Raw genomic sequence first — 20,636 nt, 5'->3', positions numbered from 1 at the left:
CTCCTGACGGCGTCCTGAATGGCACAGCCTAACATAGCCCCGCGGGCGACTCAGCCGCGCGGCGCTCCGTCCGGCTTCCCCTAGCTGCGCGGCAGGGTGACGTTGAGCTCCAGCACCGAGCAGTTGTCCTCGCTGTCCAGGCTGATGTTGATAGCGTCGTCGTCCACCTGGACGTAGCGCCGAATTACCTCCAGCAGCTCCTTCTCCAGCATCGGCATGTAGTCGGGCTGGCCACGCTGGCTACGCTGGTGCGCCACGATGATCTGCAGCCGCTCCTTGGCCACCGAGGCGGTCTTCTTGCGTTCGCGCTTCAGGAATTCCAGCAACTTCACCGGCGACCTCCTCCGAACATGCGGCTCAGCAGGCTCTTCTTCTGGAGTTCATGGAAGCGCAGCGGCACTTCCTCTCCGAGCAGGCGCGAGACGGTATCCATGTAGGCCTGGCCCGCATCGCTGTTGTCGTCATGGGTCACGGGCACCCCCTGGTTGGAGGCACGCAGCACCGCCTCGGACTCGGGAATCAGGCCGATCAGGTCGATGGCCAGGATCTCGCGAATGTCCTCGAGATTGAGCATGTCGCCATGATCGACCCGGGTCGCATTGTAGCGGGTGATCAACAGGTGCTCCTTGACCGGGTCTTCGCCGCGCTCGGCGCGGCGCGTCTTGGAAGCGAGCAGCCCGAGGATTCGGTCGGAGTCTCGCACCGACGATACCTCGGGATTGGTGACCACGATCGCCTCGTCGGCGTAGTACATGGCCAGCTGGGCACCGCGCTCGATGCCGGCGGGGGAATCGCAGAGGATGTAGTCGAAATCCTTGCCCAGGGTATCGAGCACCTTCTCGACGCCCTCGGCGGTGAGGGCGTCCTTGTCGCGGGTCTGTGAGGCCGGCAGGATGTGCAGGTTGTCGACCCGCTTGTCGCGAATCAGCGCCTGGTTGAGGCCGGCCTCCCCCTGGATCACGTTGACCAGGTCATACACCACGCGGCGCTCGCAGCCCATGATCAGGTCCAGGTTGCGCAGCCCCACGTCGAAGTCGATGACGACGGTCTTGTTGCCTCGCAGCGCCAGCCCGGTGGCGATGGCCGCTGCACTGGTAGTCTTGCCGACCCCACCCTTGCCTGAGGTCACTACGATGATCTTGGCCAAGTTACACGTTCCTTTGGATTAGACGAAGAAAGACGAAGAGAGAGCGCAAGCGGCCTAGGCCAGCGAGGTGATCCCCAATTGGGCATCGCGCAGGGCGACCTGGACCGAGGAGCCCAGCAGGTGGGGATCGATGTCCTCGAGACGCTTGTAGTTGCCCGCCACCGAAAGCAGTTCGGCATGCAGTTCACGGCAGAAGATGCCGGCGTCGGTATCGCCATGGATGCCGGCCAGTGCCCGGCCGCGCAGGGCGCCGTAGACGTGAATGCTGCCGGCGGCCAGCACCTCCGCCCCGGCGTTGACGGCGCCGATGACCACCAGGTCGCCATCGGGGGCGCTCACCTGCTGTCCCGAACGCACCGTACCGCGATAGATGCGGCCGCCGCTGGCCACCGAGGCTGCCGCCTCAGGTGTGCTGGCCGCTGGCATCTCAACGGGCGGAACCTCTTCGAGCGAGCGGGCCCGCGCCCCGTCGGAGGGCGGAAACCAGCCCAGCCCCAGCGCCCAGGCCGACTGCTTCACGGGGTCGGCGCCACCTCGCACCGCCACCGGGAGCAGCTTGTGAGTGCGGCATACGGCACAGATCCGCTCCAGGGCCAGGTGGGGCTCGTCGAGCTTCTCGACGCTCAGGACCACGGGGGTATGCTGAAAGAAGGCAGGGGATTGGCTGAGCTTGCCCGAGAGCTGTTCGCGGATCTGCTCCGGATCCGCGCTCGCCAACTCCATGACCGTCATGGGCAGCATGCCCCCCTTGAAGGTGAATGCCATGTCTGCCCTGTCCACTTTGAGACTCATTGCCGGACTCCACTCGGGTGTTGTCGGGTCGTGGGACTAAAGCTAAGCGACTCCCATCCCCCCTGCAACTGATGATACGGCCAGCCAAGGCTCGGCGGCCATTGTCGTCGTTTGTCCACACGCTCCTGTTCCGACAAGCTTTTCTGTAGCCGCGGCGCGTGCTTAGATAACATACATTAGACGAAAGACGCCGCCCCGACAGCAACAATACGGCTTGCGCAGCCGTCGCTGCGCCCTTCACGTTCAGGATGCCCCATGCCCGGATTCCTTCGCCGCCTTTTCGCCCCGCGCTGGCAGCACCCCGATGCCAAGGTGCGATGTCAGGCCGCCAGCCGGCTCGACCCTGCGCGCCCTGAGCAGCGCCAGGCACTGGAAACGCTGTGTCTCGATGCGGAGGACTCCGTGCGCCAGGCGGCGCTGGCAAGAATCGATTCGCCCGAAACCCTTCTGGAACTTCTGACCCGCCAGCCGGAACTGACCGAGATCCGCCAACGCCTGATCGTGCTGCTCAGCAGCCAGGGCGGCGGTATCGACCTGACCCGGCGGCTGCGCATCGTCGAGGGCCTCGACGACAGGGCCCTGCTGTCGCGCGTGGCACTGGAGGGCGACAACCAGCAGCTGCGTCTGGCCGCCGTGGCACGCCTGACGGAAGAAGAGGATCTCATCGAGCAGGCCTGCGACAACGGTATCGCCGCCGTGCGTCACGCCGCTGCAACGCGCGTCACCAGCGAAGCCGGCCTGCAGCGCCTGGCCCAGCAGGCGCGCCGCGATCGCCAGGTCATGCGCCAAGCGCGCGAGCGCTTGAACCGGCTGCGCACGGATGCCGCCTCCCTGGCTCACGCTCGGGCTCAGCGGGAAGCGCTGCTGGCCAAGCTGGAGACCCACGCCAGGGCGCCCTGGGAGCCCCTCTATGCGGGTCGGTACCGGCACCTCGTGCGCGAGTGGGAAGCGCTCGACGACCTGCCCGGTACCGAACAGGAGCGCCGCTTCCAGGAGGCCTGCCTGCGCTGTCGCAAGGTCATTTCCGATCACGAGGCACGCGAGCACGCCATCGCCGAGACGGATCGACGCCGGGAGCAGGCGGCCGAGGCCCGGGAGTCGCTGCTCGAGGCGCTGGAGGAAAGCCTCGCCGGCCTGCCCAGGGGCGATCGCCTGACGGGCCAGGACATCGCCAGCCTGCGTGCGCAGAAGGTGCTGCTGGCCAACCGCTGGCAAGCGCTTTCCGACCTGCACGTGACCGACGAGACGCTGCGTCGACGCTACGACACCGTGCTCAAGGATTACGACGCGGTGCTCGACGCCTGGGAGCGCCTCCAAGCGCACGTCGCCGATATTGAGCAGGCTCTCAAGGACAAGGACACCGAGCGCCTGCAGGCCAGCGTCGCCGCATGCCATTGGCCCGGCACGCTACCGCCGACGCCGCTGCTCGCCCGCGCCCAGCAGTGGCTGGCCGGCCGGGAGGAGCCGGCGGAAGAGGCCCTCGAGGCACGCCTCGAGCGCTTCTCCCAGGATCTCGCCCGGTTGGAAACGCTGCTCGACCGCGGCGCCTTCAAGGGCGCCAGCCGTCTCCACCAGAGTCTCAGGCATCGCGCCGATACGCTGCCCGCCGCGAGCCTGCGCCCACACCAGGCGACGCTCAAGCGGCTTGGCGCCCGGCTGGCGGAGCTACGCGACTGGCGCGGCTTCGTCGCCGGCCCCAAACGCGAACAGCTGTGCCAGGCCATCGATCAGCTCGCCGATGACCGTGCCATCGCGGATGCCGAGCTCGACCGACGGCACCGCCAGCTGGTGCGCGACTGGAAGGGTCTCGGCGATGCCGCCGCCAGCCGCGAGCTTTCCGAGCGCTTTCGCCACGCCTCCGACCGGATTCACGAACGCCTGGCACCCTGGCGTGAGCGCCAGGCCAGCGAACGACAGCGCAACCTCGAGGCGCGCAGCGCCCTGTGCGAGCAGCTCGAAGCCCTGCTGGATACGCCCGCCGCCGACGCCGATCCGGACGCGCTGCGGCGCATCCGCGATCAGGCCCGCGAGGAGTGGCGTCGCCACTCCCCCGTGCCTCGCGAGCAGGCCCAGGCCATCGGGCGACGCTTCGGCCGCATCCGCTTCGCCCTGCAGGGCCTGATCGACCAGCGCGCCAAGGAGGTGGCCGACGCCAAACGCCGGCTCATCGAAGAGGCACAGGCGCTGATCGAGCGTCCTTCCTCCCCCGACGAGCGGGCGGAACACGCCAAGCGCCTGCAACAGCGCTGGCGGGAGCTGGGGCGTGCCCCGCGCGGTGAGGAACAGACGCTGTGGCGCGAGTTCCGCGCGGCATGCGACCAGATCTTCGCCATGCGCGAGGCCCAGCGCGACGACCGCGCCCAGCGTACGCGCCAACGTCTCGACGAGATGCAGGCCCTCATCGACCGGCTCGACGCCTGGCAGCCGGCCCGTCACGCCGACGGCCAGGTGCTGGAGCAGGCCATTGCGCAGGTCGCCGCCTTGGAGCCGCTGCCTTCGGGGCGGCGCACGGAGGGCATGCGACGCCGCTGGAGCGGTATCGTGCGCACCCGTCGCGAGCGCCTGGCGCGCCTGGCCGTGGTGGAAGAGATCCAGCAGTGGCAGGCCTGCCGCCCCCTGCTCGACGCCCATCTGGCGGCCGATGCCGCGTGCCTCGCGGGAGGCGCCTGCGAGGACGTCCCCCTCGACCCGGAACTCGGCCTGTCCGATGAGATGCGCCGTGCCCACGAGCAGCGCAATGCCTCGCGGCGTGACCCGCTGTCTCCACAAGAGGTCGCTGAAGGGCTGGCCCGGCTACGCGTTCATCTTTCGCTGCTCGCCTTGGGGCGCATCAGTCAGCATGACGAGCCGCTGCGGCTCGCCATCCAGGTCGAGCGACTCAACGAGGGGCTTGGCCGCGAGCTGAGCCGCGCCGAAGAGGTTCGCATCGTGCTGCGCAACTTGCTGGCCACGGGGCCGGTCTCCCCCGAGCAATGGGAACGGGAAGTCGGCGAGTTCGATTCGCTGCTGACGCGCCTGACGCGCCTGCCGCCGCCCTGACGTCTTGCGGTACCAACCAAAAACGGGAGGCCACGAGGCCTCCCGTCAAGCCTCACTGCCTGTCAGCCCATGAACTGACCACCGTTGATATCGATGTTGGCCCCGGTGATGAAGCCGGACTCCTTGTCGGCCAGGAACACGACCAGCCGAGCGATCTCCTCCGGTGTGCCATAGCGCTTCACCGGGATGGTTTCACGGATGGCTTCACGCACGTTTTCGGGAATCTTCATGATCATGTCGGTGGCGATGTAGCCAGGCGACACGGTGTTGACGGTGATGCCCTTGGTTGCCGTCTCCTGGGCCAGTGCCATGGTCAGGCCATGCATGCCCGCCTTCGCCGCCGAGTAGTTGACCTGACCGAACTGACCCTTGCGGCCGTTGATCGAGGAGATATTGATGATCCGCCCATGCTTGTGCTCGAGCATGCCCTCGATGACGCTACGGCAGGTGTTGAACACTGTGTTGAGGTTGGTGTCGATGACTTCATGCCACTGTTCCGGCGTCATCTTCTTCATGGTACCGTCCCGAGTGATGCCGGCACAGTTGACCAGTACGCTGATCGGCCCATGGGCCGCCTCGATCTCCTTTACGCCCTCTTCGCACGCCTGGTAATCGGTCAGGTCGATACCCGACAGGGAGATATTGTCGAATCCGTCGGCCTTCTGTGCCTCGAGCCAGGCCTTGGCCTTTTCCGGATTGTGGTAGCCCGCCACCACGTGGTAGCCGGCCGACGCCAGCGCGCGACAAATCGCCGAACCAATGCCACCGGTTCCCCCGGTGACCCACGCTACGGGTGCTGTTTGAGTCATAGTCCACCTCCCTGATCATGACACTTGTCATTGCATTGCTTGACCTGACACAGCAGGCCAGCCGTAACAGGATGCTGGCAGAAGGGCTCGCCTTCAAGCTTCCCCTCCTGATTATGGACACATGCGCCACGCTTGCACGAGGATTGCCGCCCACCTTGACACAGCGCAGAAAAAGCGTAGAATGCTCAGCACATTGATGCGGGGTGGAGCAGTCTGGTAGCTCGTCGGGCTCATAACCCGAAGGTCGTCGGTTCAAATCCGGCCCCCGCTACCAAATTGGAAAACCGAGGCCACATAGCCTCGGTTTTTTGTGCCCACTCGGTACTGAACCGACAACCGTCGGTTCGCTCTTCGTTTCAAGATCAGCGGCCCCCGCTACCAAATTGGAAAACCGAGGCCACACAGCCTCGGTTTTTTGTGCCCACTCGGTACTGAACCGACGACCGTCGGTTCGCTCTTCGTTTCAAGATCAGCGGCCCCCGCTACCAAATTGGAAAACCGAGGCCACACAGCCTCGGTTTTTTGTGCCCGCTCGGTACTGAACCGACAACCGTCGGTTTTACAGGAGCCATTCGATATCGTTGCGCGCGTAGGGGGAAAGCTTCCTGGCGGCGCGAGTCGTGAGATGGTGCTCGTCCCGATACACCACGGTGTCGCCAAGCAAAGAGTGACATTTCCCGCCCGGACACAGCTGCGCGTGGAAGTCGACGACTCTGACGCCCGGCTCCTCCTCGGCGATATCGTGCATGATGGAAAGTATGGCCTCCCTGCGTTTTTCCAGCCGCCGTTGATAGGTGCTGCATGACGCCACGGTTCGCCTGGCCAGGCAGTCCGTCATGGGTACGCTGAACACAGGCGTGGGCGCCACGACAACCACCCTCAGCCCATGCGCAAGCAGAAGATCGACGGTATTCCTGAGTCCCTTTTCCGCCAGCGACAGGTGGCTCTCGCTGCTCGCTCGCCCCAGCCAACTGGCACTCAACACGACCCCCGACAGCCCCCTCTGCGCCAACTCGGCGAGTTCATCGGTCAGGGCCTCCTTGAACAGCTCGCAGTTCCGATCGTTCTCCCGGGGATGGCCCTGAGAATAACCGTGGGAATAGCCTATCAATGGCGGACAGGTACTGAAGGATCTCTGCAGGAAGGCGAACTGCAGGACTTCGGTTAGCTCCTCCAGCATCGGGGAATAGTGATCCGCGTGGGAGTCCCCCCATAGCAGCAGATCCGGCGCGCCCATATCGGACCGATTCACACAGCTGGATGCATCCGGCAGCCCCTGGAAGGGGGTGCTCAAATGGCACTCTCCTCGCAGCTCGGGCACATCTTCCGCCGCCCGGTCCAGTTGTCGATAGAAGCCCGTGCTCTTCTGCTGGTTGGCATGGCTCATCAACCCGAACGCGGCGAGGGCGAGCAGGAGAGACGACAACCCGCCCAGCTTGACGAGCTGCTTGTGGGATACGGATCGCCTCGCGAAGAAACCCGAGGCAGGGATTTCCACCAGGCGATAGGTCAGGAATGCGAGAACGAACGAGAGAGATGCCAGCATCACGTCACGCTCCAGATCACCCTCGCCCAGGTGATAGGCGCGGGACATGGCCAGCAAGGGCCAGTGCCAGAGATACCAGGGGTACGATATCTTTCCCACGAAGACGAAGGGCCGTGTGGCGAGCAACCGGGACAGGGGGTTAGAAGCTCGGCCGAACCCGGCCACGATCAATGCCACCGCCGAGAGAACGGGCAGCATTCCCACCCAGCCGGGATACGCGTGGGAGCCCTCGATGACGAACGCCGCTGCCAGCAGCAGCGCCGCTCCAAGCGCAGCCAGGGCAGACCGAGCAGCGTTCGAGACCTGCGAAAGCAGCCCACGCCCCAGCACACACGCCAGCAGCGAGCCCGCCAACAACTGCCAGCCGCGGGAGAGAACGGAGAAATAAGCTGCATTCGGATTGGCGCTGGAAAGCCACCACCCGTAGCAAAAAGAGGCACCGATTCCTAACGCGGCAAGCGTCGAAAAGACGACCCATGGCCGTTTTCCATGGTGCCTGGCGAGCGACAGGCTCGCGATAAGGAGGACCGGCCAGATGGCATAGAATTGCTCTTCCACCGACAGGGACCACATGTGCAGCAACGGCACCTGGTCGGTGGGGCCATCGAAATAGCCGCCTGTCGTCGCGATGAAATAATAGTTGGCGAAGAACGCGATGGAGGCAATAGCCGATTCAGACAGATTCTGCTGCTGTCCCACAGGGGTGAGGAGGAGGTAGCCAAGGACAAGGGAGGACAGGATCACGACGACCATGGCCGGCATCAGCCGCCGGACACGGCGACCGTAAAACGCGAGCAGGCTTATATCGCCGGTGCGCTCCAGCTCCCTTATCAGCAAACTCGTGATCAGGTAGCCGGAGATGACGAAGAAGACGTCTACGCCGATGAACCCGAAGTCAAATCCTGGAATTCCGGCATGATAAGCGACCACCAGGATGACGGCTATCGCCCTCAGGCCATCGATGTCCGGCCTGTACTGCGGCTTCTGCATCGCTTCCTCCATCCTTGGGCACTCCCCGTGCAGCGGGAGTCGTATCGCCTGCCCACGCATCGCCAATGGCGAGCCGTACCTGGCATCGCGGCGAGTCGACAGCTGCTGGAGCCTCTACGGCAAAGCATAGCCTACGGCGTGCACGAATCTTGCAAGTCTCCGCGTCCACGCCGGAGGTTGTGCCCCTTCATGGTCATCGACGCCTCACAGCGCTTCCAGTTCCCTGGCCAGCAGGGCAATGCTGCGGTCGTCACCGCTGGTACCGCGGCAGAAGCTCTCTCCGTAGAAGCGACGCACCAGGTCCCGCTGGCGCAACCGCCCCTGGCGCAAGTCGTCGAGCCAGTGGCTGAGCTGTCCTGCCACCTGTTGCCCATCGAGCGAGACCAGCTTCTCGGCCGCCCCGTCGCTGAGCAGCGCGACCCCCGTCAGTGCCGCCGTCGATTCGCAGCCGTACTGCACCTGCTCGAAGCCCAGGCGTTCGTCGACGAAGCATGTCTGGTTGGCGAACTCCCCCCTGCCGCGTTCGCCCAGGGTCGAGAGATGCGGCGTCAGCTCCGCTTCACCCCCCTCTCCGGCGTCGCTGGATACCGCCCGCTCCAACACCAGTTCGCCATCGCCCACCTTGAGCCACAGCAGCCTCTCGCGCCCGGCCAGTGCCAGCAGCAGCGTACAGCGCAGGTCGCGCACCGGTCGGTGCTGCTCACAGGCCAGATCCTCGAGCGTGCCCTGCGCATGACGCACCAGCAGCCCGGCGAACTGGCGGATGGCCTCGGGCCCCGGCTCCGCGTCGGCATCGAGCAGCCAGGCCAGTTGCGCCTCCAGGGTATCGGCCAGACGCAACATAGCGGCGACCAGGGTGCGTGCGCCCTGGTCCGACGCCGGTGAGCTGCCGGCTCCGTCGGCCACCACGAGCGCAGGTCGCGGAGTCGCCACGGCACCCGCGGCATCCTGGCAAGGCAAGGGGGGCAGGCGCTCCAGATGCGCCAGTCCGACGGTGGCGACACTCAGTGCCGACCAGGTGAGTCCCGGTGCGCTCCGGGCGAGCTGCGATTCAGCGGGCATGCTGCACCTGCGAGCGACGCGGCCGGCCGGGTTTGGCCAGGTGCACGGCGCACCGCCCTGCCGCCATCGCCTCGCGGTAGTCGCTCAGGGCGGCATGCCACTGGGCCAGCGTGGCCCGCTGGGCGGGTGCATTGGCCCCTACCGTGAAGGTGGTCACGAACATGTCGCGCAGGGTGTCGGGCAGCTCCCTCCAGAGTTCGTACCATACGCCCTGGGGCACGTCGCGCTGGCCGCGGCCATAGGCGAAGTTGCCACGCCGCAGATTGCGTACCGGGTCGTCGCCCCCGACGATGTCGTAGGGATGGCGACCCAGCATCAGGCACTTGAACAGTACGATGGCCAGCGAGAACGCCTCGCTGCGCGGCGTGCGCACGGTATGGCGGAAGGAAACCCCCTGGTGCTCCTTGGGGGTCATGTCGGGGCTGCCGACGGGGCAGGGATAGAAGGTGCCGTCGACGCGTAGCTGGTAGCTGTCGCAGTCGATCAGCGTCACCTGCCCGGATGATGGCACGCAGAAGACGTTGTTGAGGTTGTAGTCACCGATGCAGACCCCGGCTTCGTGCAACTGCTGGACGATCTCGATGAAGCGGATCAGGTAGGCGACGATCCGGCGCCGGTCGAGGCCGGGGAAATAGCGCTCGCAGAGCAGGGCATGCGCGAGGAAGCTCATCTTCACGCCGCGTGCCCGGTACATGGCGAAGCCGATCCAGCGATGCCGCTCGTCGAACACGCGAATCAGCGGCCAACAGACGTCACGCGTCATGTGGGCATCGCGCAGGCCGCGCATGGCCTCGACCTTGCGATGCAGCTCCTCGCCGCGCTTATCGAGCACCTCGGGGTAGTACCACTTGACGATCACGTCGGGGCGATCCCGCAGGGCGAAGATCTCGCCCTCGCCGCCACGCTCGAGGCGCCTGCCGAGCCGGCGCTGCTTGCCCTGTGAATCCGTCACCACCAGTGCGCGTGCAACCACTCGACCTCCTTCGACGCCACGCATCCGGACTAGATGCTGTCCCAGCTGTCCGTGGGCGGCAGCTTGACCTGGTCGGTGATCGACGCCGACGCCGAGACGCGGCTCATGCTGGCCGAGAGCCACAGGAAGAACTCGCGAAACTTCAACCCGTCGAGGCGCTTGGCCGGCCGGGTGGAGAAGGCGCTGAGCGCCTCGAGGTCGGCCTCCTCGACGCCCACCGGCATGACCACCAGCTTGCGCTGCTGGGCCAGGGTACGAGCCCTGGTCGACGCGGCCTGCCACTGGTCGGTCGGTACGCCATCGCTGATCACCACGAGCCACGGCTGGTAATAGGCGACCCCCGCCTTGCGGTAGGCCGCGGTGCGCTCTTCCAGGCGATCCAGTGCCAGCTCCATGGCGCTGCCCAGCGGCGTCAGCCCGGCGGCGGTGAACTGGCGACACTGCGCTATGTTCATGGCCGTGGTGAAGGGCAGCTGCTCGGTGACCTTGCCGCCAGCGGTAATTACCCCGAGCTCGACGGAGCAGGCGGCCATATCGTCTTCCTGAACCGCCGAAATGAAGGCCTGGACGCCGGCGTTCAGTTCACGAATCGGCGGCCCCGACATCGACGCCGAGGTATCCAGTACCAGCATGCAGGCGCAGCGCGGCGAAGGGTTGTCGATCAGGTCGCTGTCGCGGTTCAGTCGGTACGTTGCCATCCCACGGCTCCTCATGTCTGGATGCCCGGCACCGATACGGCCGAACGAGGACGAGACTATCACAGCCCCGGGATGGATGCCGCGACTGCAGCCGCTCGTCAACCAACGCGCCGCGGGAGCCAACATCCGCCCCCCTTGAATCCCGCGGCCTTTACCCGCATCTTTCGAACAAACTCACTCTTCGTGCAAGGCCGTTTCCATGTCCATCGTCGACCCTCGCAATGGCGCCCCGCTGACGGCGCCCCAGCAATCTACCCCGTCACCGCAGGAAGCGGCGCCCGGCGATGAGCAGTTGATCATCGACGTCGACCGCAACAACATCCAGCAGGTCCTGGAAGTTTCCATGCAGGTGCCGGTGCTGCTCGACTGCTGGGCACCCTGGTGCCAGCCCTGCAAGACGCTGATGCCGCTCCTCGAGAAGCTGACCCGGGAGTATCGCGGTAGCTTCCTCCTGGCCAAGCTCAACATCGAGGAGAACCAGGAGATCGCCGCCCAGCTCGGCGTGCGCTCGGTGCCGGACGTCAAGCTCATCAGCCAGGGCGGCCTGGTCGACCATTTCCAGGGCGCGCTGCCCGAGAAGGAGATCCGCGAGTGGCTGTCACGCTACTTCCCCGCGCCGGAAGACGCGCCGGCCAGCCCCGAGGAGCAGGCCGCCGAGGCCTTGGCCCAGGGCGACGCCGCCACGGCCCGCACGCTCTACGAGCAGCTCGTGCAGCAGCACCCCGAACACTACCCCTACCAGGTGGAATTGGCTCGCGCGCTGGTGGCGGAAGGCCGCAGTGAAGAGGCCCTGGCACTGCTGGACAACCTGCCGCCCGAGGAGCGCGACGCCGCTCCGGCCCGGGGCGTGCGCGCCAGCGTCGAGTTCCGCAAGGAGGCACCGAGCGACGACGAGCTCGCCGCACTGGCCGGGCGCGACGACAGCGAGGCGAATTTCAAGCGCGCCCTGCGCCAGGTAGCCGACGGCGACTACGAGGCCGGGCTGGAGGGACTGCTCGGCGTGATGCGCAAGGATCGGGGCTACGGGGACGATGCGGCACGCCTGACCCTGCTGCGAGTCTTCGATGCGCTGGGCGCCGACCATCCCTTGACCGTGACCTATCGCCGCAAGCTGTTCACGCTGCTGTACTGACCCGTTGCCGAACCGATGGCGGCCCGATGGGCCGCCTCATCACGTGCGCTTCATCCCTTCAGCACCGTATCGAGGCGCTTCAAGGCTTCCTCGAGCTGTGACGCGGTGGTGCCGAAATTGAGCCGCACGAAGCCCGGCCAGCCGAAGTCGGCGCCATCGGAGAGCGCCACCCCTGCCTGCTCCATCAACACCCGCTGAGGCGAGCCTCGATACCGTGCCAGCCCTTCGGCGCGGCGCAGGTCGAGCCAGGCCAGATAGGTCGATTGCGGTACGCTCATGCTCGCGCCCGGCCACGCGGCGACGCGCTTGCTGAGCGTCTGGCGGTGGCCGCGAAGCGTCTCTAGCAGGGCCTGGCGCCACGCATGGCATTGGCCATAGGCGACCTCGGCGGCCACCAGCCCCATCACGTTGACGTCCGGCAGCAATCCTCGCATGGCGGCGGCGAAACGCTGGCGCAACGCAACGTCGGAAATCACCGCACAGGCTGCGGTGAGGCCGGCGAGATTGAAGGTCTTGGAAGGCGCCCACAGCGTGATGGTACGTGCCGCCAGCGCCGGGAAAGCCGCTGCCAGCGGCCGGTGCGCGGCCCCTTCGTCGAGCAGCAGGTCGCAGTGCAGTTCGTCGGACACCACCAGCAGGTCGTGCCGCTCGACCAGGGCCGCCAGCCCAGCGAGCTCCTCGTGCCGCCACACCCGGCCGGTGGGGTTGTGGGGATGGCACCAGAGCAGCAGGCGTGTCTCGGGAGTGATCGCCGCCTCCAGCGCCTCCAGGTCGAGCCGCCACGGCTCACCGGGCGCCACCGGCTCGCCCAGTGGGGCCTGCTGGGCCAGGCGCCCGGTACGCTCGGCCACCTTCAGGAACGGCGGGTAGATCGGCGTGCTGGTCAGCACCCCCTCGCCCGGCTCGGTCAGGGCCAGGCTGGCCAGGTGCAGGGCCGGCACCACGCCGGGCAGCCACAGCTGCCACTCCGGCTCGATCGGCCAGTCGTACTCCCGAGCGCTCCATTCACACAGGGTGCCCCGCAGGCTGTCGGGCACCAGCCCGTAGCCGAAGACGCCATGATCGACCCGCTGACGCAGCGCCTCGACCACTTCGGGAGGGGAGCGAAAATCCATGTCGGCCACCCACAGCGGCAGAATACTGGCATCATAGCGATGCCACTTCTGCGACGGCCACTCGCCCCGATCGGGGTGGCGACGTTCGATGGGCGTGGCAAAATCGAACTCCATGTTCTCTCCTCGGAAGCAGCTGTATGAGCGAAACCATGCCGCAAAGCGGCTTCTATGCCAAGGTACGCCGTGGCATGCCGGAATTGATCGCCCAGTGGCGTCGGCTCGGCCAGGGCGATCCGGACCGCCTCGCGCTGATCCTGGCCGAGACGGCCCGCGTCGCCCGCCTGGGCGAACCCGAGGCCACACCCGACGGCGCCACGCTCGAGGCCTGGAGCGAGCCGGGCGCGGAAGATGACATTCCGCTGTGGGCGGCACGCACCGCCACCTTCCTGCTGATCCAGATGCCGGCGCGCCCGGTGCCGAAGAGCGACGACGAGGCCTGTGCCTGGGCCTACTGCTGGCTACGCAACCGCGATTTCGCCAGCGTCGACGAGGCCCGTGCTGCCCTGCCCGACCATCTGCAGGTGACACTGACCCACGCGGTGGGCGCCGCCTGGGCCGATCGCCAGGGCTTGCGGCTCATCTAACCGCGCCCCCATTGCACCAGTGCAAGGAAATTCGCCATGGAAGTCCCCCTGAGCTGGCAGCTGGCCAAGCTTGCGGTATCGATCGGTATCGTGCTCGGCCTGTCGGTCGTGGCCGAGCGCGTCAGCACGCGGGTGGCCGGGCTGCTTTCCGGCTACCCGCTGGGTACGGCCATTGCGCTGTTCTTCATCGGCCTGGAGATCTCACCCGGCTTCGCCGCCGAGAGCGCCGTGTTCAGCCTGGCGGGCTTCACCGCCACCATGGCGCTGGGCGGTGGGTACCTGCTGTGCGGGCGCCGCGACGGGCTCGTCGGCATCCTCACCGGCACCCTGGGCGGCCTCGTCGCCTGGTGGCTGACCAGCCTGGTGCTGACGCGCTTCGATTTCGATCGCCTGGGCGGGACCCTGGTGACACTGGTGGCCATCTTCGCCTTCACCTGGCTCTATCGGCACGTGCCGGAAACCCGGGTCAAGGTGCCTCATGACAGCTCGCGCTGGAAGCCGCTCATGCTTCGTGCCGGGCTCGCCACCGCCATCGTCTTCGTGGTCACCGGCCTGGCGCATGTGCTGCCGACCTCGTGGGCCGGCATCCTGGCAGCCTTCCCGATCTCGATGTATCCGCTGCTGGTGATCCTGCACCTCACCCACGGCGCGGCCCCGGCCGCCACGGTGATCAAGCACTATCCGGCCGGCCTGGGTGCGCTGCTCTGCTACGCCCTTTGCATCTCGCTCACCTATGCCACCCTGGGCCTGCTGTGGGGCACTCTGGCGGGATTCGCGGTCGCTACGCTGTGGCTGCTGGGCTGGATGCGGCTGCAGGCATGGCAGGGGGAGAGGCGGTCCGTCGGCACTTGACCTAGCGTTTGCTCGGGGCAATGCTGTCCCTCTGCCATCGGCTTGCCACAAGACCACAAGACAGCAAAGGGACTCTCACATGTTCGTGCGCACCATCGAACCCGCCTTCTACGACACTGACGCCCTCGGCCACGTCAACAATACCCGGCTGCCCGCCTGGTTCGAGCTGGCACGCAACGACCTGTTCCGCCTGTTCACGCCGGATCTCGACCCGCGCCAGTGGCGGCTGATCATGGCTCGCATGGAGATCGACTATCGCGCCGAACTGCACTACGGCAGCGACATCGAGATCCGCACTTACGTCTCGCGGCTGGGCAACAGCTCCTTCACCGTGACCCAGGAAGCCTGGCAGAAAGGAAGGCTGACCAACCTGGGGCATACCGTGATGGTGCATTTCGACCACGGCCTGAAGCGTGCCGTGCCCATCGTAGGTGAGCTGCGCGAAGCCCTCGAGGCCCATCTGCAGCCGCTCGAGGAGACAAGCGACGCATGACCCCGGCCGTCAAGGCGCTGGAACGCGACGGCGCTGCCTTCGCGCTGCTCAGCTATGAGCACGACCCGCGCGCGCCGGCCTACGGCGAGGAGGCGGCACGCGCCCTGGGGCTCGATCCGCGCTGCGTGTTCAAGACCCTGGTCGCCTGCCTCGACGATGGGCGCCTGGCGGTGGGCATCGTGCCGGTCACCGGCCAGCTCGATCTCAAGGCGCTGGCCAGGGCGGCCGGCGCCCGGCGTGCGAGCATGGCCGAAGCGGCCGAGGCCGAGCGCGCCACCGGTTACGTGCTGGGCGGCATCAGTCCGCTGGGCCAGAAGAAACGCCTGCCGACCTTCCTCGACGCCAGCGCCGAGCCACTTGAACGGATGCATGTCAGCGGTGGACGCCGCGGCCTGGAGATCGCCCTGGCGCCTGCCGACCTGATCCGCCTGTGTCGTGCGCACCTGGCCCCATTGGCGCGTACCTGATTCGCATGAGCCGACCCCGCGCTCTCGTGGTCAAAACATCATGCCCCGACGGAATGCGGGGCCATACATCCTGGCAGGAGAGCATGATGGGCATCCGCTACAACCTTTGGCTCGACCCCGACAACGTGGCCCAGCATCGCGCCGTGGAGGCCGACCTGGAGCGCTATTTCATGGAGCGGTTCGCCGACTATCCGCATATCCGCTTGTTCGGCGCCGACCCCTACGATTATGATGCGCCGTTCAATCGCCTCTACGACGTGCTGATGGCGCGGGCCAACGAGTACTGCGAACGCCAGTGGCGTGGCTACGTGCCCACGCCAGAGCAGCTCAACCGGACCTTCTTTCGCGCCGTGGGCCGCTCCAACAAGTTCGTACGGGACCGCAACGATGGTGATCCAGACCGACCAGATGCCTGACGCCCGCCAGCTGAGCATCATCGCCGAGCAGCTGGGGCGAGCCCCGCGCGGCATCGAGGCGGTCGCCGCCACCGATGGCGAAGGCACACCCCTGGTGCTGCGCATGGCCCCCATCGTCGACGGCAAGCCCTTTCCCACGCTCTACTGGCTCTGCTCCGAGCGACTCAAGGTCGCCATCTCCCGGATCGAAGCCAGTGGCGTGATCAAGCAGCTCGAGGCCAGGCTGCGGGACGACGCCGATTTTCTCGCCGCCTACCATGCCAGCCATCGCGATTATGTCGAGACCCGCTGGCGCAACATGAGCCCGGCGCAGCGCAGCGAGGTCGAGCGCCTCGGCTACGAGGCGGTATTGCGCGAACGCGGCGTCGGCGGCATTGCCAACTGGGACCAGGTGCGCTGCCTGCACACCCAGTACGCCCACCACCTGTGCGGCTCCAACGTCATCGGCCAGTGGCTCGACGCCGAGTTCGCCGTGGCCGACTGCCTGCCCTGACGCGATTTCGACGCTTTCGAAGCCTCTCCCCGGCAGCTAGGATAAGGGCTTGCCAAGGAGAAGCGCATGTCGAGATTCTGTGTCTACCTGGGCTCCCGTGACGGTCGGGATCCCGCTTTCGTTGAAGCCACCCGAGCGCTCGGGCGTGAGCTGGCCGCGCGCGGGCATGGCCTGGTCTATGGCGGCGCCCGCATCGGCCTGATGGGGGAACTGGCCAACGCCGTGCTGGAAGGCGGCGGCGACGTCATCGGCGTGATGCCCGACCACCTGGTGGAGCGCGAGCAGGCACACGAGAGGCTGCCGACCCTGATTCGCGTGAACAACATGCACGAGCGCAAGGCCAGCATGGCCGCCCATGCCGATGCGTTTATCGCCCTGCCCGGCGGCATCGGCACGCTGGAGGAGCTGTTCGAGGCCTGGACCTGGCAGTACCTGGGGCTTCACGACAAGCCCATCGGCGTACTCGATACCGCCGGCTTCTACTCCCCCCTGCTGGCCTTCCTCGACAGCACCGTTGAGCACGGCTTCCTCAATGCCCGCACCCGCAGCTGCCTGGTCGATGCCGAGGAGCCCACCGCCCTGCTGGATGCCCTGGAAGCCCGGCTCACCGAGACCACCACCTAGGGAGACTGCCCATGCATGCCATTGCCGTCGATGAGGATTGCCTGCGCTGGCATGACCAGCCCGCCCCCGAGGGTCCCGCGGCGGGAGAGGTACGCCTACGCGTCGCCTGGGCCGGCGTCAATCGCGCCGACCTGATGCAGCGCAGCGGCCACTACCCGCCGCCACCCGGGGCCAGCCACCTTCTCGGTCTCGAGGTCAGCGGTACGGTGATCGAGGTCGGCGCCGGCGTCGATGGCCTGCGCCCGGGAGAGCGGGTCTGCGCCCTGCTGGCGGGCGGCGGCTATGCCGAGGAGGTGGTGGTCGATGCAAGGCAGGTGCTGCCGCTGCCGGACGGCTTCGGCCTGCGCGAGGCGGCCGCGCTCCCCGAGGTGTTCGCCACCGCCTGGCTCAACCTGTTCATGGAAGGCCAGCTGGCGACCGGCGAGCGCGTCCTGCTGCATGCCGGCGCCAGTGGCGTGGGCACCGCGGCGATCCAGCTCTGCCGGGCCTTCGGCCATCCCTGCTTCGTAACCGCAGGCAGCGATGACAAGCTCGCCGCCTGCCGCGAGCTGGGTGCCGACGGCGTGTTCAATCGCCACCAGGGCAGCTTCGTGGAAGCCGTGAAGCAATGGGGTGGCGCCGACTTGATCCTCGACCCCGTGGGCGGTGCTTATCTGGCGGACAACCAGCGCGTGCTCAATGTCGGCGGGCGCCTGGTGCTGATCGGACTCATGGGAGGACGCCGCGCCGAACTCGACCTGGGGCGAATGCTGATGAAGCGCCAGCGGCTGATCGGCTCGACGTTGCGCGCCAAGCCGCCGGCGGCCAAGGGTGCCATTCTCGACGCGTTGCTGGCCCATGTCTGGCCGCGCCTGGCGAGCGGCGAGATTCGACCCTTGATCGACCGCACCTGGCCGATCACCGAGGCCGAAGCCGCCCACGCCCATGTCGAGCGGGACGCCAATATCGGCAAGGTACTGCTCGAGGTGGGCGGAGAGAGCTGACGCCGGCTTCGCACAGCCTAGCCGCAATCGGCCTGCTGGCGGGTGCGCTGATAGGTAAGCTGCAGCAGCCGGGCATCCTCACCGGCGCGATGACGATGGATGCCCAACTCCTTGACCAGCGCCTCGCGGGTCCTGTGCCAGCAGGCAAGCTGCTGCTCACTGAGCAGGATACGCAGCGCCTCGAGGCGGAAGGCCGGCAGCATGCCGGCGTGGTGGAACAGCAGCGATAGCCAGGTATTGTCGTACCCCCAGCTGTCACTGTAGGCCACGCCGATCTCACCCAGCTCGTCGTTGAGCCAGCGGGCGACCTGGGCCACGGGCAGCCCTTCGCGCTGCAGTCGCGCCCGGGAAATCCCATGCAGCAGCTCGGCCTTGGGGTCCCAGTGCGTCCATTCCACCAAGGGTTGGATGAGGAAAGCGCAACAGCTGCCGTCGGCCCGCGCCAGGCCGATCTCGATGGGGTAGCTACCGCGCCCGAACCCGGACGCCTCGATATCCAGCAGTGTCGGCAGCGTCACGAATGGGCGTGTCCTCGAAAGCGGGGCCGTCTTGCATAGCCGTGGCAGGGAAGGGTCAGTGTCGGGCCTGGAGGTCGTCCATGTCCAGCTCGTCACCTTCCAGGCCTGCATGGCGGTCGGCCAGAGCCTGCCAGCGCTCGGCCTGGGCACTGTCCACCGGCAACCCCAACTCGCCCAGGCGGTAGGCCCTGGCCAGGCGAAGCGCGGCGAGTGGATGTCCGGCCTCGCCGGCGCGGGCATACCAGGTCACGGCGCGCTCCTCGCGACGCGGATACTGGGCGCAGCCGTGCTCGAGAATGCGCCCCGCCTGGAACTGAGCCTTGAGATTGCCGGCCTGTGCCGCCTCGAGAACGTAGCGCGCGCCGCGCGCCTTGTCCTGCGGACTGACGCCGCGCTGGAAGAGCATATGCCCGTAGAGCGATAGCGCGGCAGGGTGGCCGGCATCGGCGCAGCGCTCGAAGAGGTGCATGGTCAAACGCTGGGTACGCGGCGAGCGGGGCAGCCAGCGCGTATGAAAGAGCTGCTCCGCAAGACGGTACTCGAGCCGGGTAAACAGTGATGATGCCTGCGTCATGGTGCAAACAACCTTGCGTTCGTCTTGAAGCTGGCCAGTTGACGCTACGCTCACGCCCCTGTGATCTTCGCCATGGCCTGTCTTGAGCTCGCCGCGGGACTCCGCCGGGGCCGCTGAGGGTCGCCAGCATACGCTCGCCCCGGCGGCGACTCAACCCCCACGATTTGCTGCCTTGGTAGGCCTCGGCTAGCATGGCTCTGGATATGCCACGAGAACGCTTCCGACCCTACCTCATACAGGAGCGATGATGCAGACGCGACCGCTTGGCGACACGGGCATCGAGGTCAGTCGCCTTTGCCTGGGCACCATGACGTTCGGCGAGCAGAACAGCGAAGCCGAGGCCCATGAACAGCTCGACCGCGCCGTAGCCTTCGGCATCAATTTCATCGACGCCGCCGAGATGTATCCGGTTCCCCCCCGCCCCGAGACCCAGGGTCGCACCGAGGCCTACATCGGTAACTGGCTCAGGCGCCGCGAGAGTCGCGACGATGTCATCATCGCCACCAAGGTGACCGGCCCCGGCCTCGAGCATATCCGCGGCGGCCCGCACCTCGATCGCCAGCATATCCACCAGGCCATCGACGCCAGCCTTGCCCGGCTGCAGACCGATTATGTCGACCTCTACCAACTACACTGGCCCGAGCGCTCGACCAACTATTTCGGCCGGCTGGGCTATGAGCACGACGATGAGGAAGAGGCCATTCCTCTGGAAGAGACCCTGGGTGCGCTCAAGGAGCTGGTGGTTGCCGGCAAGGTGCGCGCCATCGGCCTCTCCAACGAGACGCCATGGGGCGTGATGAAGGCACTGCAACTGGCCGAACGACTCGATCTGCCGCGTGTGGCCTCGATCCAGAATCCCTACAACCTGCTCAATCGCACCTTTGAGGTCGGTCTGGCCGAGGTCGCCCATCGCGAGAACGTGGGTCTGCTGGCCTACTCGCCGCTCGGCTTCGGCGTGCTGTCCGGCAAGTACCTGGACGGAGCCCGCCCCGAGAACGCCCGCCTGACGCTGTTCGAGCGCTTCAAGCGCTATACTTCACCGCTCGCCGAGCAGGCCACCCGCGCCTATGTCGATCTCGCCCGGGAAAGCGATCTGGATCCGGCCCAGATGGCGCTGGCCTTCGTCAACTCGCGCAGTTTCCTCACCAGCAACATCATCGGCGCCACCACCATGGAGCAGCTCGAGAGCAACCTGGCCAGCGAATCGCTCAAGCTCGAGCAGAGCGTGCTCGACGCCATCGACGAAATCCATCGGCAGGTCCCCAACCCCTGTCCCTGAGGCGTCGCCTTCGCCAATGCTCGATGCGCCGGGGCTATCGCCACGATAGC

General features: G+C 66.7%; 22 protein-coding genes and 1 tRNA gene. 12 read left to right on the top strand and 11 right to left on the bottom strand.

Features of this window, described 5'->3' with window-relative positions; genetic code table 11:
• Positions 1–80: 80 nt before the first annotated feature.
• The 3 genes from minE to minC are packed head-to-tail and all read right to left on the bottom strand — an operon-like array spanning position 81 to position 1,939.
• The gene (gene minE, locus I4484_RS02255) at positions 81–332 is read right to left on the bottom strand and encodes a cell division topological specificity factor MinE (RefSeq protein WP_010630224.1); all 252 of its coding nucleotides are present in this window, start codon (positions 330–332) and stop codon (positions 81–83) included.
• Positions 329–1,147, bottom strand: a complete 819-nt coding sequence (gene minD / locus I4484_RS02250; protein ID WP_197449425.1) for a septum site-determining protein MinD — start codon at positions 1,145–1,147, stop codon at positions 329–331. The genes minE and minD overlap by 4 nt, the downstream gene beginning before the upstream one ends.
• Positions 1,148–1,201: 54 nt before the next feature.
• Complete coding sequence (gene minC, locus I4484_RS02245) at positions 1,202–1,939, bottom strand: septum site-determining protein MinC (RefSeq protein ID WP_197449424.1); 738 nt, start codon at positions 1,937–1,939, stop codon at positions 1,202–1,204.
• A 255-nt stretch (positions 1,940–2,194) separates the two neighbouring features.
• Between minC and I4484_RS02240 the strand changes: the two genes are divergently transcribed.
• On the top strand, positions 2,195–4,978 hold the full coding sequence (locus I4484_RS02240; RefSeq protein ID WP_197449423.1) for a DUF349 domain-containing protein: 2,784 nt from the start codon (positions 2,195–2,197) through the stop codon (positions 4,976–4,978).
• Positions 4,979–5,040: 62 nt separating this feature from the next.
• On the opposite strand, the gene phbB is transcribed toward I4484_RS02240, so the two are convergent.
• Positions 5,041–5,787, bottom strand: a complete 747-nt coding sequence (phbB, locus tag I4484_RS02235; RefSeq protein ID WP_197449422.1) for an acetoacetyl-CoA reductase — start codon at positions 5,785–5,787, stop codon at positions 5,041–5,043.
• A 197-nt stretch (positions 5,788–5,984) separates the two neighbouring features.
• Between phbB and I4484_RS02230 the strand changes: the two genes are divergently transcribed.
• Positions 5,985–6,061 (top strand) — tRNA-Met (locus I4484_RS02230).
• A 285-nt stretch (positions 6,062–6,346) separates the two neighbouring features.
• Here the strand turns inward: I4484_RS02230 and I4484_RS02225 are convergent.
• The 4 genes from I4484_RS02225 to I4484_RS02210 form a co-directional block, all read right to left on the bottom strand.
• Complete coding sequence (locus I4484_RS02225) at positions 6,347–8,323, bottom strand: acyltransferase family protein (protein ID WP_197449421.1); 1,977 nt, start codon at positions 8,321–8,323, stop codon at positions 6,347–6,349.
• 204 nt (positions 8,324–8,527) lie between these two features.
• Positions 8,528–9,385, bottom strand: coding sequence for a protein phosphatase 2C domain-containing protein (locus I4484_RS02220; RefSeq protein ID WP_197449420.1), 858 nt, complete (start codon positions 9,383–9,385; stop codon positions 8,528–8,530).
• Complete coding sequence (locus tag I4484_RS02215) at positions 9,375–10,358, bottom strand: kinase (RefSeq protein ID WP_234283632.1); 984 nt, start codon at positions 10,356–10,358, stop codon at positions 9,375–9,377. Before I4484_RS02215 ends, I4484_RS02220 begins: the two co-directional genes overlap by 11 nt.
• A 29-nt stretch (positions 10,359–10,387) precedes the next feature.
• Complete coding sequence (locus I4484_RS02210; RefSeq protein WP_197449418.1) at positions 10,388–11,056, bottom strand: VWA domain-containing protein; 669 nt, start codon at positions 11,054–11,056, stop codon at positions 10,388–10,390.
• Between the two features lie 199 nt (positions 11,057–11,255).
• Between I4484_RS02210 and I4484_RS02205 the strand changes: the two genes are divergently transcribed.
• The gene (locus tag I4484_RS02205; protein ID WP_197449417.1) at positions 11,256–12,188 is read left to right on the top strand and encodes a tetratricopeptide repeat protein; all 933 of its coding nucleotides are present in this window, start codon (positions 11,256–11,258) and stop codon (positions 12,186–12,188) included.
• 50 nt (positions 12,189–12,238) lie between these two features.
• Here the strand turns inward: I4484_RS02205 and I4484_RS02200 are convergent, their stop codons facing one another.
• Positions 12,239–13,417, bottom strand: coding sequence for a MalY/PatB family protein (locus I4484_RS02200; RefSeq protein ID WP_197449416.1), 1,179 nt, complete (start codon positions 13,415–13,417; stop codon positions 12,239–12,241).
• A gap of 35 nt (positions 13,418–13,452) precedes the next feature.
• On the opposite strand from I4484_RS02200, the gene I4484_RS02195 reads away from it, so the two are divergent.
• The 8 genes from I4484_RS02195 (at position 13,453) to I4484_RS02160 (ending at position 18,215) form a co-directional block, all read left to right on the top strand.
• A complete protein-coding gene (locus tag I4484_RS02195; protein WP_197450893.1) occupies positions 13,453–13,887 on the top strand; it encodes a hypothetical protein in 435 nt (144 codons plus the stop codon).
• A gap of 36 nt (positions 13,888–13,923) precedes the next feature.
• Positions 13,924–14,739: a hypothetical protein gene (locus tag I4484_RS02190; RefSeq protein WP_197449415.1), complete on the top strand. Its 816-nt coding sequence runs from the start codon at positions 13,924–13,926 to the stop codon at positions 14,737–14,739.
• Positions 14,740–14,818: 79 nt separating this feature from the next.
• A complete protein-coding gene (locus I4484_RS02185) occupies positions 14,819–15,232 on the top strand; it encodes a thioesterase family protein (RefSeq protein ID WP_197449414.1) in 414 nt (137 codons plus the stop codon).
• On the top strand, positions 15,229–15,699 hold the full coding sequence (ybaK, locus tag I4484_RS02180) for a Cys-tRNA(Pro) deacylase (RefSeq protein ID WP_197449413.1): 471 nt from the start codon (positions 15,229–15,231) through the stop codon (positions 15,697–15,699). The genes I4484_RS02185 and ybaK overlap by 4 nt, the downstream gene beginning before the upstream one ends.
• Before the next feature lie 86 nt (positions 15,700–15,785).
• On the top strand, positions 15,786–16,115 hold the full coding sequence (locus I4484_RS02175) for a hypothetical protein (protein WP_197449412.1): 330 nt from the start codon (positions 15,786–15,788) through the stop codon (positions 16,113–16,115).
• Positions 16,087–16,608: a DUF501 domain-containing protein gene (locus tag I4484_RS02170; RefSeq protein ID WP_197449411.1), complete on the top strand. Its 522-nt coding sequence runs from the start codon at positions 16,087–16,089 to the stop codon at positions 16,606–16,608. The genes I4484_RS02175 and I4484_RS02170 overlap by 29 nt, the downstream gene beginning before the upstream one ends.
• A 66-nt stretch (positions 16,609–16,674) precedes the next feature.
• Positions 16,675–17,232 (top strand): TIGR00730 family Rossman fold protein, encoded by a 558-nt coding sequence (locus I4484_RS02165; protein WP_197449410.1) that lies wholly within the window; start codon positions 16,675–16,677, stop codon positions 17,230–17,232.
• Positions 17,233–17,243: 11 nt separating this feature from the next.
• Positions 17,244–18,215 carry an NAD(P)H-quinone oxidoreductase gene (locus tag I4484_RS02160; protein WP_197449409.1) on the top strand — a complete coding sequence of 324 codons (972 nt, stop codon included), beginning with the start codon at positions 17,244–17,246 and terminating at the stop codon, positions 18,213–18,215.
• A 17-nt stretch (positions 18,216–18,232) separates the two neighbouring features.
• On the opposite strand, the gene I4484_RS02155 is transcribed toward I4484_RS02160, so the two are convergent.
• Together I4484_RS02155 and I4484_RS02150 are read right to left on the bottom strand one after the other, a co-directional pair.
• Entirely contained in the window at positions 18,233–18,733 is a 501-nt protein-coding gene (locus I4484_RS02155) for a hypothetical protein (protein ID WP_197449408.1), read from the bottom strand.
• Positions 18,734–18,788: 55 nt separating this feature from the next.
• Positions 18,789–19,307 carry a tetratricopeptide repeat protein gene (locus tag I4484_RS02150; protein ID WP_197449407.1) on the bottom strand — a complete coding sequence of 173 codons (519 nt, stop codon included), beginning with the start codon at positions 19,305–19,307 and terminating at the stop codon, positions 18,789–18,791.
• Between the two features lie 247 nt (positions 19,308–19,554).
• On the opposite strand from I4484_RS02150, the gene I4484_RS02145 reads away from it, so the two are divergent.
• Positions 19,555–20,586 carry an NADP(H)-dependent aldo-keto reductase gene (locus tag I4484_RS02145; protein WP_197449406.1) on the top strand — a complete coding sequence of 344 codons (1,032 nt, stop codon included), beginning with the start codon at positions 19,555–19,557 and terminating at the stop codon, positions 20,584–20,586.
• The last annotated feature ends 50 nt before the right edge of the window (positions 20,587–20,636 follow it).

The organism is Halomonas sp. SS10-MC5 (genome assembly GCF_015992245.1).
Taxonomy (GTDB): Bacteria; Pseudomonadota; Gammaproteobacteria; order Pseudomonadales; family Halomonadaceae; genus Halomonas; species Halomonas sulfidoxydans.
The sequence above is the reverse complement of the archived record's forward strand: the minus strand, read 5'-3'. Positions and strand labels throughout refer to the sequence as shown.

Excerpts from the sequence above, each read along its gene's own strand:
- I4484_RS02190 (WP_197449415.1), top strand. The coding sequence starts at position 13,924 with ATGGAAGTCCCCCTGAGCTGGCAGCTGGCCAAGCTTGCGGTATCGATC.
- phbB (WP_197449422.1), bottom strand. The coding sequence starts at position 5,787 with ATGACTCAAACAGCACCCGTAGCGTGGGTCACCGGGGGAACCGGTGGC.
- I4484_RS02240 (WP_197449423.1), top strand. The coding sequence starts at position 2,195 with ATGCCCGGATTCCTTCGCCGCCTTTTCGCCCCGCGCTGGCAGCACCCC.
- ybaK (WP_197449413.1), top strand. The coding sequence starts at position 15,229 with ATGACCCCGGCCGTCAAGGCGCTGGAACGCGACGGCGCTGCCTTCGCG.
- I4484_RS02185 (WP_197449414.1), top strand. The coding sequence starts at position 14,819 with ATGTTCGTGCGCACCATCGAACCCGCCTTCTACGACACTGACGCCCTC.
- I4484_RS02175 (WP_197449412.1), top strand. The coding sequence starts at position 15,786 with ATGGGCATCCGCTACAACCTTTGGCTCGACCCCGACAACGTGGCCCAG.
- I4484_RS02210 (WP_197449418.1), bottom strand. The coding sequence starts at position 11,056 with ATGGCAACGTACCGACTGAACCGCGACAGCGACCTGATCGACAACCCT.
- I4484_RS02145 (WP_197449406.1), top strand. The coding sequence starts at position 19,555 with ATGCAGACGCGACCGCTTGGCGACACGGGCATCGAGGTCAGTCGCCTT.
- I4484_RS02225 (WP_197449421.1), bottom strand. The coding sequence starts at position 8,323 with ATGCAGAAGCCGCAGTACAGGCCGGACATCGATGGCCTGAGGGCGATA.
- I4484_RS02165 (WP_197449410.1), top strand. The coding sequence starts at position 16,675 with ATGTCGAGATTCTGTGTCTACCTGGGCTCCCGTGACGGTCGGGATCCC.
- I4484_RS02220 (WP_197449420.1), bottom strand. The coding sequence starts at position 9,385 with ATGCCCGCTGAATCGCAGCTCGCCCGGAGCGCACCGGGACTCACCTGG.
- I4484_RS02205 (WP_197449417.1), top strand. The coding sequence starts at position 11,256 with ATGTCCATCGTCGACCCTCGCAATGGCGCCCCGCTGACGGCGCCCCAG.
- minC (WP_197449424.1), bottom strand. The coding sequence starts at position 1,939 with ATGAGTCTCAAAGTGGACAGGGCAGACATGGCATTCACCTTCAAGGGG.
- I4484_RS02160 (WP_197449409.1), top strand. The coding sequence starts at position 17,244 with ATGCATGCCATTGCCGTCGATGAGGATTGCCTGCGCTGGCATGACCAG.
- I4484_RS02170 (WP_197449411.1), top strand. The coding sequence starts at position 16,087 with ATGGTGATCCAGACCGACCAGATGCCTGACGCCCGCCAGCTGAGCATC.
- I4484_RS02200 (WP_197449416.1), bottom strand. The coding sequence starts at position 13,417 with ATGGAGTTCGATTTTGCCACGCCCATCGAACGTCGCCACCCCGATCGG.
- I4484_RS02195 (WP_197450893.1), top strand. The coding sequence starts at position 13,453 with ATGCCGCAAAGCGGCTTCTATGCCAAGGTACGCCGTGGCATGCCGGAA.
- I4484_RS02150 (WP_197449407.1), bottom strand. The coding sequence starts at position 19,307 with ATGACGCAGGCATCATCACTGTTTACCCGGCTCGAGTACCGTCTTGCG.